We start from the raw sequence: 15165 nt of genomic DNA on the forward strand, positions 1-15165 counted from the left end.
TAGCAGGTTAACTAGTATTAATTAGAGTGTATCATAGAGGTTTTGCCCGCTACGGGCGACCAGGAGCCAGCGCGATTGAGTAAAAATAAACTCTCCAAAGGGCAGCAGCGCCGCGTGAATGCAAATCACCAGCGCCGTCTTAAAACCACTACGGAGAAGCCCGATTACGACGACAACCTGTTTGGCGAAGCGACAGAAGGCGTTGTGATTAGCCGCTTCGGCATGCACGCCGATGTCGAATCTGCCGACGGGGATATCCACCGTTGCAATATCCGTCGCACCATCCGTTCCCTGGTGACCGGTGACCGCGTGGTCTGGCGTCCGGGCAAGGAGGCGGCGGAAGGGGTAACGGTTAAAGGCATCGTTGAAGCCGTGCATGAACGCACGTCGGTTCTGACCCGTCCGGATTTCTACGACGGCGTGAAGCCCATTGCCGCCAACATTAACCAGATCGTGATCGTTTCGGCGATTTTGCCTGAGCTTTCACTCAACATTATTGACCGTTATCTGGTGGCCTGCGAAACGCTACAGGTTGAGCCGCTTATCGTGCTGAATAAAATCGATCTGCTGGATGACGAGGCCATGGCCTTTGTCAATGAGCAGATGGATATTTACCGCAACATTGGCTATCGCGTGTTGATGGTGTCCAGCCGCACCAAAGACGGCCTGAAGCCGCTGGAAGATGCGCTAACCGACCGCATCAGCATCTTTGCTGGGCAGTCCGGCGTGGGTAAATCCAGTCTGCTTAACAATTTGCTCGGCCTTCAGCAGGAGATCCTGACCAACGATGTGTCGGACGTCTCCGGGCTGGGCCAGCACACCACCACCGCCTCACGTCTCTATCACTTCCCGCACGGCGGCGATGTGATTGACTCCCCGGGCGTGCGTGAATTTGGTCTCTGGCATCTCGAGCCGGAACAAATCTTTAACGGATTTGTCGAATTCCATGACTATTTAGGCGCTTGCAAATACCGCGACTGTAAACATGACAACGATCCGGGCTGCGCCATCCGCGAAGCGGTAGAGAACGGAGAAATTGCGGAAACCCGTTTCGAAAATTACCACCGTATTCTCGAAAGCATGGACCAGGTAAAAACGCGTAAAAACTTTTCTGATTCTGATAACTGACAACTAAGCTAAGCGTCGCTAAAATCGTCCCCTTTTTTCAGGTTCCGGCAGCGTAATGCCGGATCAGGAACGACAAAACAATGGCCTGGAGGCTACCTTGTTAAACTCATTTAAACTTTCGCTTCAATACATTCTGCCGAAACTGTGGCTCACTCGCCTGGCGGGCTGGGGCGCGAGCAAACGAGCGGGCTGGCTGACCAAACTGGTCATCGACCTGTTCGTGAAATACTACAAGGTCGACATGAAAGAAGCGCAGAAGCCGGATACGGCAAGCTATCGTACCTTCAACGAATTTTTTGTGCGTCCGCTGCGCGATGAAGTGCGCCCGCTGAATACCGACCCGAACGTGCTGGTGATGCCAGCGGACGGCGTGATCAGCCAGCTGGGTAAAATTGAAGACGACAAAATTTTGCAGGCGAAAGGCCATAACTACAGCCTGGAAGCGCTGCTGGCCGGTAACTACATAATGGCCGATCTGTTCCGTAACGGGACTTTCGCGACCACCTATCTCTCCCCGCGCGATTACCACCGCGTGCATATGCCGTGTAACGGTATTCTGCGCGAGATGATCTACGTGCCGGGGGATCTGTTCTCCGTCAATCACCTGACGGCGCAAAACGTTCCTAACCTGTTTGCCCGTAACGAGCGCGTCATCTGCCTGTTTGATACTGAATTTGGCCCAATGGCGCAGATTCTGGTGGGTGCTACCATTGTAGGCAGCATCGAAACCGTCTGGGCGGGCACCATTACTCCGCCACGCGAAGGCGTGATCAAGCGCTGGACCTGGCCTGCCGGCGAAGAAGAAGGTTCTGTGGCCCTGCTGAAAGGTCAGGAAATGGGCCGCTTCAAGCTGGGCTCAACGGTCATCAACCTGTTCGCTCCGGGCAAAGTTAACCTGGTCGACGAGCTGGAAAGCCTGTCCGTGACCAAACTCGGCCAGCCTCTGGCAGTATCGACGGAGGTCTTTGCAACACCAGACGTTGCGCCAGCCCCGTTGCCGGAAGATGAGATCAAAGCCGAGCACGACGCCAGCCCGCTGGTTGACGACAAAAAAGACGAAGGCTAACAACAGAAGGATCGCTGACGTGCGCCCGATTATCGTATTACTGATGGCCTGGTGCCTCAGCATGGGGGCGTACGCAGCGACGGCCCCCGACGCCAAACAGATAACCCAGGAGCTGGAGCAGGCAAAAGCGGCAAAACCCGCTCAGCCGGAGACCGTTGAGTCACTCCAGTCTGCACTGAACGCGCTTGAGGAACGAAAGGGTTCCCTTGAGCGCGCGCAGCAGTATCAACAGGTTATCGACAATTTCCCCAAACTCTCTCAGACCCTGCGCTCGCAGCTAAACAACCTGCGCGATGAACCACGCCAGGTCCCCGCGGGGATGACGTCCGAGGCGCTGAATCAGGAGATCCTGCAAGTCAGCAGCCAGCTGCTGGAAAAAAGCCGTCTGGCGCAGCAGGAGCAGGAACGGGCGCGTGAAATTGCCGATTCCCTCAGTCAGCTTCCACAGCAGCAAACCGATGCCCGCCGTCAGTTAAATGAGGTGGAACGCCGCATCGGGACGCAGACAGGCAGCACACCGCAGAATCAGGCGCAAAATCTTGGGTTGCAGGCGGAATCCGCCAGACTAAAAGCCCTGGTTGATGAACTGGAGCTGGCGCAGCTTTCCGCTAACAACCGCCAGGAGCTGTCGCGGATGCGTTCCGAGCTGGCGCAGAAGCAGAGCCAGCAGCTGGATGCGTATCTCCAGGCGCTGAGAAATCAACTCAACAGCCAGCGTCAGCGTGAAGCTGAACGTGCTCTGGAAAGCACAGAGTTACTGGCCGAAAACAGCGCTAACCTGCCCGACAGCATCGTCGCCCAGTTTAAGGTTAACCGCGAGCTTTCTGCTGCGCTGAATCAGCAGGCGCAGCGCATGGATTTGGTGGCCTCGCAGCAGCGTCAGGCTACCAATCAAACCCTTCAGGTTCGTCAGGCACTCAACACGCTGCGTGAACAGTCCCAGTGGCTTGGCTCGTCTAACCTGTTGGGCGAAGCGTTACGCGCGCAGGTGGCCCGTCTGCCAGAGATGCCAAAACCACAGCAGCTTGATACGGAGATGGCGCAGCTGCGTGTTCAGCGTCTTCATTATGAAGATCTCCTCAACAAGCAGCCGCAAATCCGCCAGATCCGTCAGGCTGACGGACAGCCGCTCACCGGCGAGCAAAGTCGTATTCTGGAAGCGCAGCTGCGCACCCAACGCGAACTGCTCAATTCCCTGTTGCAGGGGGGCGATACGCTGATCCTTGAGCTGACCAAGCTGAAAGTCTCGAATAGCCAGCTGGAGGATGCGCTGAAAGAGGTCAACGAAGCCACGCACCGTTACCTTTTCTGGACGTCCGACGTGCGGCCGATGACCTTCGCCTGGCCGATTGAGATCGTGCAGGATCTGCGCCGCCTCATTTCGCTGGACACCTTTAGCCAGCTGGGCCTCGCCAGCGTAATGATGATAACCAGTAAGGAAACTATCTTCCCGTTGCTGGGGGCGCTGATTCTGGTGGGCTTCAGTATTTATTCCCGTCGTCACTTTACCCGTTTCCTTGAGCGCTCCAGCGCCCGAGTGGGAAAAGTAACGCAGGATCACTTCTGGCTGACGTTGCGTACGGTGTTCTGGTCAATTCTGGTCGCGTCTCCGCTGCCGGTGCTGTGGATGACGCTCGGATACGGACTGCGTGAAGCCTGGCCCTACCCGCTTGCCGTCGCGATTGGCGATGGCGTGACCGCCACCGTCCCGCTGCTGTGGGTGGTGATGATTTGCGCCACGTTTGCGCGGCCAAATGGTCTGTTCATCGCTCACTTTGGCTGGCCGCGTAATCGCGTTGCGCGGGCGATGCGTTACTACCTGATGAGTATCGGGCTGATTGTGCCGCTGATTATGGCGTTGATCATGTTCGATAATCTCAATGACCGGGAGTTCTCCGGCTCGCTGGGACGGCTGTGCTTTATGCTGATCTGCGGGGCGTTAGCGGTAGTGACGCTCAGCCTGAAACGCGCCGGGATCCCGCTCTATCTCGACAAGACCGGCAGCGGCGATAACATGTTAAACCGTCTGCTGTGGAACCTGCTGCTCAGCGCGCCGCTGGCGGCGATGCTGGCGGCAGCGGTCGGTTATCTCGCCACGTCGCAGGCGCTGCTCGCCCGACTGGAAACGTCGGTGGCCATCTGGTTCCTGCTGCTGGTGGTCTACCATGTTATCCGCCGCGGCATGCTGATCCAGCGTCGTCGTCTGGCGTTTGACCGTGCTAAACATCGTCGCGCAGAAATTCTGGCCCAGCGCGCGCGGGGTGAGGAAGAGCCAAACCACGTCAACAGCACCGAAGGGACTACAGACGCTGATGACGTCGAACTGGATCTGGATGCGATAAGTACCCAGTCCCTGCGGCTGGTACGCTCAATTCTGATGCTGGTTGCCCTGCTGTCGGTGATCTACCTGTGGTCAGAAATCCACTCCGCGTTTGGCTTCCTGGAGAACATCTCTTTATGGGATGTGACATCCACGGTGCAGGGAGTCGAAAGCCTGGAGCCCATCACCTTAGGGGCCGTGCTGATTGCGATTCTGGTGCTGATCATCACCACCCAGCTGATACGTAACTTCCCTGCCTTGCTGGAGCTGGCGCTGTTGCAGCATCTGGATTTAACCCCAGGCACAGGCTATGCCATCACCACCATCACCAAGTATTTAATCATGCTGTTTGGTGGGCTGGTCGGCTTCTCGATGATTGGTATCGAATGGTCAAAACTGCAATGGCTGGTTGCCGCCCTGACCGTAGGCCTGGGCTTTGGTTTACAGGAGATTTTTGCCAACTTCGTTTCTGGTCTGATCATTCTGTTTGAAAAGCCGATTCGAATTGGTGATACGGTGACCATCCGCGATCTCACCGGCAGCGTCACCAGGATCAACACCCGTGCCACCACCATCAGCGACTGGGACCGTAAAGAGATCATCGTCCCGAACAAGGCATTTATCACCGAGCAGTTTATCAACTGGTCGCTGTCCGACTCCGTCACGCGTGTGGTGCTGACCGTACCCGCTCCGTCGGATGCCAACAGCGAAGAGGTGACGCAGATCCTGTATACGGCTGCTGAACGCTGTTCGCTGGTAATCGACAACCCACCGCCGGAAGTCTTCCTGGTTGATTTGCAGCAGGGGATCCAGATTTTCGAGCTGCGTATCTACGCCGCCGAGATGGGACACCGTATGCCGCTGCGCCATGAGATCCACCAGCTGATTCTGGCTGGCTTCCGCGAGCACGGAATTGATATGCCGTTCCCACCGTTCCAGATGCGTCTGGAAACGCTGGACGGACGTAAGACGGGAAGAACGTTGACGTCAGCGGCGCGTACGCGCCCGGCGGGAAGTTTGTAATCCTTTCCCCCTCCCCATCGGGAGGGGGTCAATCCTTTATGCCACTTCTGCTACACAGGCCGTCGAGCGACGACGGTAATGCTCATAAATCCCCATTGCCAGCAGCGAGAAGAAGATCGGTCCGCCAACCATCCACAGCGTGCTGTTCCAGTCATTTGCCTCAACAACGGGCTGAATGACGGTAAAAATGTTGGCGAACGCGACGACCAGCACCACAACAGTGGTCGCCAGCAGCGTCGCCGCACGGGTTTTGAAGATCACAAACGGTCGTTCCAGATCCTGCTTCGCCTTAAAGAACGGGAACGCCAGGGTCAGGAACAGATACGGAAGCGTCATCGATACGTTTGCCATCAGGGTCAGCTTGTTATAGAACGCCGACGCGGTATCACCGCCGAAGGACACCAGCAGAATGAACACGCACACCAGCATGCACTGCATCCACATCGCGTTGGCAGGCATACCGGCAGCGTTCAGCTGAGTCATACGTGCAGGCCACAGCGCCTTTGGCGTCCCCTGAATAATCGCTTTCAGCGGCGAGTAGATCAGCGTGAAGAACGCGCCAGTATAGGCGAGGAACATCGACAAACCGGTAATCCGCGCAAACCAGATCCCCAGGGTGGCCGACGTTTCCGGCGCGAGATCCATGGCGTTGCCCAGCGTCACCCCCAGGCTTTTCATCAACACGTAGGTAATGTTGCCGAGGTTGGTAGTGTTATTGCTCAGTACCTGCTGCCAGTTGGTGCTGACGCCCCAGAGGAAAATCGCCAGTGAGTAGCCAATGGATATGACGATGGCGGCAAAGATAATGCCTTTGGCGAAGTTCTTTTCCGGATTTTCGGTTTTGTCGACCAGGCCGCCCACGGCTTCAATTCCACCGTAAGCAAAGATGGCAAACACCACGAAGGAGAGCATGGCCAGTCCGGACTGGTAACCCGGATTAGGCGATGAAACGAAGTTGACTTCCTGTGCGAAATGCCCGCCGTTCAGGCACAGAATGGCGATGCTGACCAGCAGCAGCACCAGGTTCAGGCACATCACGGAAATACCGCCAACGGCAGTGATACGGGCAATTTTGTTGATGCCTTTCGAGGCCACCAGCGTGACCACCACCATCCAGCACACCGCCAGAATACCGACCACCTGCGTGGAGCTCAGCCCCGCCAGAGACCAGACCTGCGTTTTATCCGCACCGAAGAGAAACGTTGAGAACGGCACCCAGACCTTGGCCGCCGTGCTGACCATCCAGACGACGTAGGATGAAAACCACATGAACGTACCGATAAACGCATAACGCGGACCGACGCTGTTGTTCATCCACGAATAGATGCCACCCTCTTCTTTCCGGTACGCCGAGCCCATCTCCGCCATCATCAGCGCAAACGGGATAAAGAAGAACAGAGCGGAAACGATATAAAACGGCGTCGCGCTGTAGCCCATCAGATAAAACGCGGACGGGCTATTGGCAAAGCCAAAGACTGACGTAAAAATCATCAGAATGAGCCCGGTAAGGGTCATTTTTTTGAGTGAGTGAGACATATAACCATCCGAAACGGAATTAAACTGCGCGGATGGTAGCAGATGACCAGACAAATATTGTGGCTATCCGAGGCAATTTAAGAAAAAGACCCGTCTATAGCGAAAAGAGCAGTTTTTAATGTGGCAGAGTTAAATGACCGAGTAGGCCGGGTAAGCGACAGCGCCACCCGGCATTTTTTCAGGCGCGATCGACCGTAAAGGCAATCACATCGCCCAGCTGCTCGGCACCCAGCGCCAGCATGACCAGACGATCCACACCCAGCGCCACGCCGGAGCAGTCCGGCAAACCGGCCTTAAGCGCTTCCAGCAGGTTGGTGTCAATCGGCTGCTGCGGCAGACCGCGCGCGTTGCGCTTGCGGTTATCCTGCTCGAAACGCTGCTGCTGTTCGCGCGCGTCGGTCAGCTCGTGGAAACCGTTCGCCAGCTCAATGCCTTTGAAGTACACCTCAAACCGTTCCGCCACGCGGTGATCTTCGGTGCTGATCTGCGCCAGCGAGGCCTGGCTGGCCGGGAAGTGATAGACAAACGTCGGGCGATCTTTACCAATTTGCGGTTCAACGCCAAAGGTGAACAGCAGTTGCAACAGCGTGTCGCGGTCCTCTTCGTTATCCGCCACATTGCTCAGATCCAGTTTTGCCGCCACTTCACGCAGCTGTGTTTTATCAGCCGACAGCGGATCGATTTCCAGATGGCGCTGGAAGGCCTGCTGATAGGAGAGCGTTTCAGCTTCCGCGCAATCCAGCACCTGTTGCAGCAGATCGTCGACTTCGTTCATCAGACGATACATGTCGTAGTGCGGGCGGTACCACTCCAGCATGGTGAATTCCGGATTATGGTGTCGGCCCATCTCTTCATTACGGAAGCTACGGCACAGCTGATAGACCGGACCACACCCGGCCGCCAGCAGACGCTTCATATGGTATTCCGGGCTGGTCATCAGATACAGATTCATGCCCTGAGAGTGGCCTGGGCCAACAAAACGGGTTTCAAACGGGACCAGATGAATATCCGTGACCGTCGCCTGACTCATGCACGGCGTTTCCACCTCCAGGACGCCGCGGTCGGCAAAGAAACGGCGGATCTCCGCCATAATTGCTGCGCGCTTTAGCAGGTTTGGAATGGATGCGCTCGGCTGCCAGGTGGCCGTTTCGCTCATGAGTTATTTCTCCGTTTTCAGACAAGGGCACGAAGTCTACTCGCAAGCCGGGGCAGAGACAAATTTTGCACAGTAAAAGTCCCTTTTCATTGCACAGAGAAATACTGTGACGCCATTCATTAATCACGATGATAAATCACCGCACAGAACAGCAAAAAAATCGAACACGTCAAATTTCCCTCCCTTCTACGCGGTTATACTGTTTTACCCATAAAGGAGCAGTGGAATCGCTTCCGCAATCGCCCGTTCGGGCAGGTGAACGTCCTTTAGCTCATCGCGTTGCGGGAAAACAAAAATCTGGAGGAATGTCGTGCAAACTTTTCAAGCCGATCTTGCCGTAATAGGCGCTGGCGGGGCTGGATTACGCGCTGCAATTGCTGCGGCACAAGCCAATCCGAACGCTAAAATCGCATTGATTTCAAAAGTCTATCCGATGCGCAGCCACACGGTAGCCGCAGAAGGAGGATCCGCTGCCGTCGCGCAGGATCATGACAGCTTCGAATACCATTTCCACGACACGGTTGCAGGGGGCGACTGGCTTTGCGAACAGGATGTCGTTGATTACTTCGTGCACCATTGCCCAACGGAGATGACCCAGCTGGAACAGTGGGGATGCCCGTGGAGCCGCCGTCCGGACGGGAGCGTCAACGTCCGCCGCTTCGGTGGCATGAAGATCGAACGCACCTGGTTTGCCGCCGATAAGACCGGCTTCCACATGCTGCACACCCTGTTCCAGACCTCCCTCCAGTTCCCACAAATCCAGCGCTTTGACGAACATTTCGTTCTCGACATTCTGGTCGACGACGGTCATGCGCGCGGACTGGTGGCGATGAACATGATGGAAGGCACGCTTGTCCAGATCCGCGCTAATGCGGTGGTGATGGCAACGGGCGGCGCGGGCCGCGTATACCGCTACAACACCAACGGCGGCATCGTCACCGGTGACGGTATGGGCATGGCGCTCAGCCACGGCGTCCCGCTGCGTGATATGGAGTTCGTCCAGTATCACCCAACCGGCCTACCGGGCTCCGGCATACTGATGACGGAAGGCTGCCGCGGCGAAGGCGGAATTCTGGTCAACAAAAACGGCTATCGCTATTTGCAGGATTACGGCATGGGTCCGGAAACCCCACTTGGCGAGCCGAAAAACAAATACATGGAACTCGGCCCTCGCGACAAAGTCTCTCAGGCTTTCTGGCACGAGTGGCGCAAAGGCAACACCATCTCAACGCCGCGCGGCGACGTGGTGCATCTCGACCTGCGTCATCTCGGCGAGAAGAAACTGCTGGAGCGTCTGCCGTTTATCTGCGAGCTGGCGAAAGCGTATGTGGGCGTCGATCCGGTGAAAGAACCGATCCCGGTGCGTCCAACCGCGCACTACACCATGGGCGGCATCGAAACCGATCAGCAGTGCGAAACCCGCATCAAAGGGCTGTTTGCGGTGGGCGAGTGTTCCTCCGTCGGTCTGCACGGCGCAAACCGTCTGGGCTCGAACTCGCTGGCTGAGCTGGTGGTCTTTGGTCGCATGGCGGGCGAACGTGCGGTGGAGCGTGCCGCAACGGCAGGTGAAGCTAACAGCGCGGCGCTGGATGCGCAGGTTGTAGACGTCGAAAAACGCCTGAAAGACCTGGTGAACCAGGAAGGTAACGAAAACTGGTCGAAGATCCGCGACGAAATGGGGCTGTCGATGGAAGAAGGCTGCGGGATCTACCGTACGCCAGAGCTGATGCAGAAAACCGTCGATAAGCTGGCGGAGTTGCAGGAGCGCTTCAAGCGCGTGCGTATCACCGACACTTCCAGCGTATTCAATACCGAACTGCTTTATACCATTGAACTGGGCCACGGCCTGAACGTCGCAGAATGTATGGCCCATTCCGCCCTGGCGCGTAAAGAGTCCCGCGGCGCGCACCAGCGTCTGGATGAGGGCTGCACTGAACGTGACGACATCAATTTCCTTAAACACACTCTCGCCTGGCGCGATGCGGATGGCACCACCCGTCTGGACTACAGCGACGTGAAAATCACCACGCTGCCACCGGCGAAACGCGTGTACGGTGCAGAAGCAGAAGCCGCCGATAAGAAGGAGAAGGCGAATGGCTGAGATGCAAAAACTGAAAGTTGAAGTGGTGCGCTACAATCCGGAAGTGGACGCCGCGCCGCATAGCGCTTTCTATGAAGTCCCTTACGACGAGCAAACCTCCCTGCTGGATGCGCTCGGCTATATCAAAGATAACCTGGCCCCAGACCTGAGCTACCGCTGGTCCTGCCGCATGGCAATTTGCGGCTCCTGCGGCATGATGGTCAACAAGGTGCCAAAGCTGGCGTGTAAAACCTTCCTGCGTGATTACACCAAAGGCATCAAGGTTGAAGCGCTGGGCAATTTCCCGATTGAGCGCGATCTGGTGGTCGACATGACCCACTTTATCGAAAGCCTCGAAGCGATTAAGCCGTACATCATCGGCAACCCGCGCACACCGGATCAGGGGCCAAACACTCAGACGCCCGCGCAGATGGCGAAATACCATCAGTTCTCCGGCTGCATCAACTGCGGCCTGTGCTACGCCGCCTGTCCACAGTTTGGCCTGAACCCTGAGTTTATCGGCCCGGCCGCCATTACCCTGGCGCACCGCTATAACGAAGACAGCCGCGACCACGGCAAAAAAGAACGTATGGCCCAGTTGAACAGCCAGAACGGGGTCTGGACCTGCACGTTTGTCGGTTACTGCTCCGAAGTCTGTCCGAAGCATGTCGACCCGGCCGCCGCCATTCAGCAGGGTAAGGTGGAAAGCTCGAAAGACTTTCTTATCGCTACCCTGAAACCACGCTAAGGAGTGCATGATGACGACTAAACGCAAAGCCTACGTGCGACCAATGCCGTCCACCTGGTGGAAAAAACTGCCGTTTTATCGCTTCTATATGCTGCGTGAAGGCACGGCAATTCCCGCGGTCTGGTTCAGCCTCGAACTGATGTACGGGGTGTATGCCCTCAAGCACGGCCCGGAAGCCTGGGCCAGTTTTGTGGGCTTCCTGCAAAACCCAATCATCGTAGTACTGAACCTGATTGTGCTCGCCGCCGCGCTGCTTCATACCAAAACCTGGTTTGAACTGGCGCCAAAAGCAGCGAACATCATTGTAAAAGGCGAAAAAATGGGGCCAGAGCCGGTCATTAAAGGGCTCTGGGCAGTGACAGCAGTTGTCTCTGTGGTCATTCTGTTTGTCGCACTGTTCTGGTAAGGAGACTACTGTGATCAATCCAAATCCAAAACGTTCAGACGAGCCGGTTTTCTGGGGGCTGTTTGGCGCAGGCGGCATGTGGAGCGCCATTATTGCCCCGGTCATTATCCTGCTGGTCGGGATCATGCTGCCGCTGGGGTTGTTCCCGGGCGATGCGCTGAGCTATGAGCGCGTACTGGCCTTTGCGAGCAGCTTTATTGGCCGCGTGTTCATCTTCCTGATGATCGTCCTGCCGCTGTGGTGTGGTCTGCACCGTATCCACCATGCGATGCACGATCTGAAAATCCATGTGCCAAGCGGTAAATGGGTCTTCTACGGTCTGGCGACCATTCTGACGGTCGTTACGTTGATTGCCGTGGTCACCATCTGACTGAACAGGCCCGCCATCCGGCGGGCTTTTTACTTTTTCATCTTCTCCACCAGCCACCGGGAAAATTCGCACATGGCTGGCGTTTCTGCCCGGGACTGCAATCGGGTCAGCCAGTAGCTACCGAGCTCAATCTGCGTCGCAAAGGGCTGCACAATGCGCTCGCTGGCTAACAGATGGGTAAACATATCGACAGGCGCAATGGCAATGCCCACCCCTGCCTGAGCGGCCTCCAGCATGGTCACGGACGAATCAAATACCATCACGCGGTGCGTTGGCGAAGGGGGATGCTCGCCGGCCGCCTGCATCCACGCGGTCCATTCATCGCGTCGGTAAGAGCGCAGCAGCGTAAACCTGAGGATGTCGGCCGGACTGTGCAGACTGAAGGCGATATCGGGCGTACACAGCGGCGCGAGCGGCGCATGACAAAGGAATTCAGCCTCGGTGCCGTGCCACGCCCCGCCACCGTAGCGGATCGTATAGTCAAGCCCTTCGGCAGCCGGATCAACGCGGTTGTTATGGGTGGAAAGCTGAAGATCGATGTGCGGATAGCCACGGCGAAAATCCTCCAGCTGCGAGAATAAAACCCCGGTGGCAAATGTACCCACCACGCCGATTTTCAGCTTCTCCTGCGCACGATGGTTAGCGAAGCGATCCAGCATTCCGGCTATACGATCGAAAGAATCATTCAACACCGGCAGTAAATTTTCACCCTCGGTAGTCAACATCAGCCCGCGCGACACGCGAACGAACAGCTGACAGTTCAGGTGCTGCTCCAGCGTTTTCACATGCTGGCTAATGGCTGAATGGGTCACGTTCAGCTCAATGGCCGCATGCGTAAAGCTGAGATGTCTCGCGGCGGCTTCAAAAGCTCGAAGCGAATTGAGGGGGAGATAGCTTCGCGTCATGGTCTCTTCCGTTAGAAAAATTAACAGCTAATGCTAAATTTAACCGTTTGTCAGGCACAGTCAAATCCAACAGACTACGCCTGTCTGATGGGCCCGGACACCCCCTTGACTCGCTATTACGGAAGATTACTGATGATGAAAAAATCCCTTTGCTGCGCCCTGCTGCTGGGCCTCTCTTGCTCTGCTCTCGCCGCGCCAGTATCAGAAAAACAGCTGGCGGAGGTGGTCGCGAATACGGTTACCCCGCTGATGAAAGCCCAGTCTGTTCCAGGCATGGCGGTGGCCGTTATTTATCAGGGAAAATCGCACTATTACACGTTTGGCAAGGCCGATATCGCGGCGAATAAACCCGTTACGCCTCAGACCCTGTTCGAGCTGGGTTCTATAAGTAAAACCTTCACCGGCGTTTTAGGTGGGGATGCCATTGCTCGCGGTGAAATTTCGCTGGACGATCCGGTGACCAGATACTGGCCACAGCTGACAGGCAAGCAGTGGCAGGGTATTCGTATGCTGGATCTCGCCACCTACACCGCTGGCGGCCTGCCGCTACAGGTACCGGATGAGGTCACGGATAACGCCTCCCTGCTGCGCTTTTATCAAAACTGGCAGCCGCAGTGGAAGCCTGGCACAACGCGTCTTTACGCCAACGCCAGCATCGGACTTTTTGGCGCGCTGGCGGTCAAACCTTCTGGCATGCCCTATGAGCAGGCCATGACGACGCGGGTCCTTAAGCCGCTCAAGCTGGACCATACCTGGATTAACGTTCCGAAAGCGGAAGAGGCGCATTACGCCTGGGGCTATCGTGACGGTAAAGCGGTGCGCGTTTCGCCGGGAATGCTGGATGCACAAGCCTATGGCGTGAAAACCAACGTGCAGGATATGGCGAACTGGGTCATGGCAAACATGGCGCCGGAGAAGGTTGCCGATGCCTCACTTAAGCAGGGCATCGCGCTGGCGCAGTCGCGCTACTGGCGTATCGGGTCAATGTATCAGGGTCTGGGCTGGGAGATGCTCAACTGGCCCGTGGAGGCCAACACGGTGGTCGAAGGCAGCGACAGTAAGGTAGCGCTGGCGCCATTACCCGTGGCAGAAGTGAATCCACCGGCTCCCCCGGTCAAAGCGTCCTGGGTCCATAAAACGGGTTCTACTGGCGGATTTGGCAGCTACGTGGCCTTTATTCCTGAAAAGCAGATCGGTATTGTGATGCTCGCGAATAAAAGCTATCCGAACCCGGCACGCGTTGAGGCGGCATACCATATCCTCAAGGCGCTTCAGTAAAACATTGCCGGGTGGCGCTACGCTTACCCGGCCTACACAACGCGTGAACTTTGTAGGCCGGGTAAGGCGAAGCCGCCACCCGGCAAAACACCCTACACAATCTCCCGCATTTTCCCTGCTGTCATCTACACTTAACAAAAAACAGTAAGGAAACTCCTATGCGCATTCTGCCTGTTATTGCCGCAGTAACAGCCGCGTTTTTAGTGGTTGCTTGCAGTTCCCCTACTCCTCCGCCTGGCGTCACGGTAGTCAGTAATTTCGACGCACAGCGCTTCCTCGGCACCTGGTATGAAATCGCCCGAATGGACCATCAGTTCGAACGGGGCTTAGAAAAAGTCACGGTCAACTACAGCGCGATGGATGACGGCGGGATCCGGGTCATTAACCGCGGCTATAACCCGGATCGCCAGATGTGGCAGCAGTCAGTTGGTCAGGCCTATTTCACCGGCGCGTCTAACCGCGCGGCCATGAAAGTCTCTTTCATCGGCCCATTCTACGGCGGGTATAACGTCATTGCGCTGGACAGAGAGTACCGCCATGCGCTGGTGTGTGGGCCGGATCGCAACTATCTGTGGATCCTCTCCCGCACGCCAACGATCCCGGCGGAAATGAAACAGCAGATGCTGGACATAGCGACCCGGCAAGGGTTTGACGTGACGAAATTACTCTGGGTAAAACAGCCGCATTAGTGGGTACTGAGTTTTAACCCGATGATACCCGCGACGATTAACGCGAGGCTGGCGATGCGCGCCAGGCTCGCAGACTCCCCCAGCAGCAGAATACCGGTAATGGCAGCCCCTACCGCGCCAATTCCCGTCCAGACAGCGTAAGCCGTTCCGACTGGCAAGCTTCGCATCGCCCATGACAACATGACGATACTGACAATCATTGCGGCGATAGTGATGACGCTGGGCGTCAGGCGGGTAAAACCATGGGTATATTTCAGGCCAATTGCCCATACCACTTCGAGCAAACCGGCAATAACAAGAACGATCCAGGACATATCAGGCTCCTTAACTTAACGACAAGTTGGGGCCGTCCCCGATGAATGAAGCGCTTACGGGTCGTCCCGCAAGGCTGAGGTTGCGCCTTATATTTTGGTTAGCATGGAATTTTTTTTCAAACTTTTTCTGCTGAACATGTTAAGGC

The 15165-nt window shown here is 56.4% G+C and carries 13 protein-coding genes; 9 read left to right on the top strand and 4 right to left on the bottom strand.

Annotated elements, in window-relative coordinates; translation table 11 throughout:
* Nucleotides 1-75 precede the first annotated feature (75 nt).
* The 3 genes from rsgA (at nucleotide 76) to mscM (ending at nucleotide 5537) form a co-directional block, all read left to right on the top strand.
* Nucleotides 76-1128, top strand: coding sequence for a small ribosomal subunit biogenesis GTPase RsgA (gene rsgA / locus ACOTXL_RS16905; protein WP_003855964.1), 1053 nt, complete (start codon nucleotides 76-78; stop codon nucleotides 1126-1128).
* A 97-nt stretch (nucleotides 1129-1225) separates the two neighbouring features.
* A complete protein-coding gene (asd, locus tag ACOTXL_RS16910; RefSeq protein ID WP_032645928.1) occupies nucleotides 1226-2194 on the top strand; it encodes an archaetidylserine decarboxylase in 969 nt (322 codons plus the stop codon).
* A 19-nt stretch (nucleotides 2195-2213) separates the two neighbouring features.
* Entirely contained in the window at nucleotides 2214-5537 is a 3324-nt protein-coding gene (gene mscM, locus ACOTXL_RS16915; protein ID WP_003855962.1) for a miniconductance mechanosensitive channel MscM, read from the top strand.
* A 36-nt stretch (nucleotides 5538-5573) separates the two neighbouring features.
* Here mscM and yjeM read toward each other — a convergent pair whose 3' ends face one another.
* Nucleotides 5574-7073, bottom strand: coding sequence for a glutamate/gamma-aminobutyrate family transporter YjeM (gene yjeM / locus ACOTXL_RS16920; protein WP_003855961.1), 1500 nt, complete (start codon nucleotides 7071-7073; stop codon nucleotides 5574-5576).
* A gap of 178 nt (nucleotides 7074-7251) precedes the next feature.
* A complete protein-coding gene (gene epmA, locus ACOTXL_RS16925) occupies nucleotides 7252-8229 on the bottom strand; it encodes an elongation factor P--(R)-beta-lysine ligase (RefSeq protein WP_003855960.1) in 978 nt (325 codons plus the stop codon).
* Nucleotides 8230-8539: 310 nt separating this feature from the next.
* Here epmA and frdA point away from each other — a divergent pair, with 310 nt between their 5' ends.
* The 4 genes from frdA to frdD are packed head-to-tail and all read left to right on the top strand — an operon-like array spanning nucleotide 8540 to nucleotide 11833.
* Entirely contained in the window at nucleotides 8540-10330 is a 1791-nt protein-coding gene (gene frdA / locus ACOTXL_RS16930) for a fumarate reductase (quinol) flavoprotein subunit (RefSeq protein WP_045351090.1), read from the top strand.
* On the top strand, nucleotides 10323-11057 hold the full coding sequence (locus ACOTXL_RS16935) for a succinate dehydrogenase/fumarate reductase iron-sulfur subunit (RefSeq protein ID WP_003855955.1): 735 nt from the start codon (nucleotides 10323-10325) through the stop codon (nucleotides 11055-11057). The genes frdA and ACOTXL_RS16935 overlap by 8 nt, the downstream gene beginning before the upstream one ends.
* 10 nt (nucleotides 11058-11067) lie before the next feature.
* Complete coding sequence (frdC, locus tag ACOTXL_RS16940; protein WP_023324035.1) at nucleotides 11068-11463, top strand: fumarate reductase subunit FrdC; 396 nt, start codon at nucleotides 11068-11070, stop codon at nucleotides 11461-11463.
* Nucleotides 11464-11473: 10 nt separating this feature from the next.
* Nucleotides 11474-11833 (top strand): fumarate reductase subunit FrdD, encoded by a 360-nt coding sequence (frdD, locus tag ACOTXL_RS16945; protein WP_000609653.1) that lies wholly within the window; start codon nucleotides 11474-11476, stop codon nucleotides 11831-11833.
* A 29-nt stretch (nucleotides 11834-11862) separates the two neighbouring features.
* Here the strand turns inward: frdD and ampR are convergent, their stop codons facing one another.
* A complete protein-coding gene (gene ampR, locus ACOTXL_RS16950) occupies nucleotides 11863-12738 on the bottom strand; it encodes a LysR family transcriptional regulator AmpR (RefSeq protein ID WP_045351091.1) in 876 nt (291 codons plus the stop codon).
* A gap of 132 nt (nucleotides 12739-12870) precedes the next feature.
* Between ampR and ACOTXL_RS16955 the strand changes: the two genes are divergently transcribed.
* On the top strand, nucleotides 12871-14016 hold the full coding sequence (locus ACOTXL_RS16955) for a cephalosporin-hydrolyzing class C beta-lactamase ACT-25 (protein ID WP_045351092.1): 1146 nt from the start codon (nucleotides 12871-12873) through the stop codon (nucleotides 14014-14016).
* Nucleotides 14017-14174: 158 nt separating this feature from the next.
* Nucleotides 14175-14705 (top strand): lipocalin family protein, encoded by a 531-nt coding sequence (locus ACOTXL_RS16960; protein ID WP_003855945.1) that lies wholly within the window; start codon nucleotides 14175-14177, stop codon nucleotides 14703-14705.
* Here ACOTXL_RS16960 and sugE read toward each other — a convergent pair.
* The gene (gene sugE / locus ACOTXL_RS16965) at nucleotides 14702-15019 is read right to left on the bottom strand and encodes a quaternary ammonium compound efflux SMR transporter SugE (protein ID WP_003855944.1); all 318 of its coding nucleotides are present in this window, start codon (nucleotides 15017-15019) and stop codon (nucleotides 14702-14704) included. The two genes, ACOTXL_RS16960 and sugE, sit on opposite strands and share 4 nt — an antisense overlap.
* Nucleotides 15020-15165: the final 146 nt, after the last annotated feature.

Source organism: Enterobacter cloacae complex sp. IR5402 (assembly GCF_049238125.1).
Classification (GTDB): domain Bacteria; phylum Pseudomonadota; class Gammaproteobacteria; order Enterobacterales; family Enterobacteriaceae; genus Enterobacter; species Enterobacter hormaechei_C.

Coding starts and splice junctions, on each gene's coding strand:
- epmA (WP_003855960.1), bottom strand. CDS start 8,229: ATGAGCGAAACGGCCACCTGGCAGCCGAGCGCATCCATTCCAAACCTG.
- ampR (WP_045351091.1), bottom strand. CDS start 12,738: ATGACGCGAAGCTATCTCCCCCTCAATTCGCTTCGAGCTTTTGAAGCC.
- ACOTXL_RS16960 (WP_003855945.1), top strand. CDS start 14,175: ATGCGCATTCTGCCTGTTATTGCCGCAGTAACAGCCGCGTTTTTAGTG.
- yjeM (WP_003855961.1), bottom strand. CDS start 7,073: ATGTCTCACTCACTCAAAAAAATGACCCTTACCGGGCTCATTCTGATG.
- ACOTXL_RS16955 (WP_045351092.1), top strand. CDS start 12,871: ATGATGAAAAAATCCCTTTGCTGCGCCCTGCTGCTGGGCCTCTCTTGC.
- sugE (WP_003855944.1), bottom strand. CDS start 15,019: ATGTCCTGGATCGTTCTTGTTATTGCCGGTTTGCTCGAAGTGGTATGG.
- ACOTXL_RS16935 (WP_003855955.1), top strand. CDS start 10,323: ATGGCTGAGATGCAAAAACTGAAAGTTGAAGTGGTGCGCTACAATCCG.
- frdC (WP_023324035.1), top strand. CDS start 11,068: ATGACGACTAAACGCAAAGCCTACGTGCGACCAATGCCGTCCACCTGG.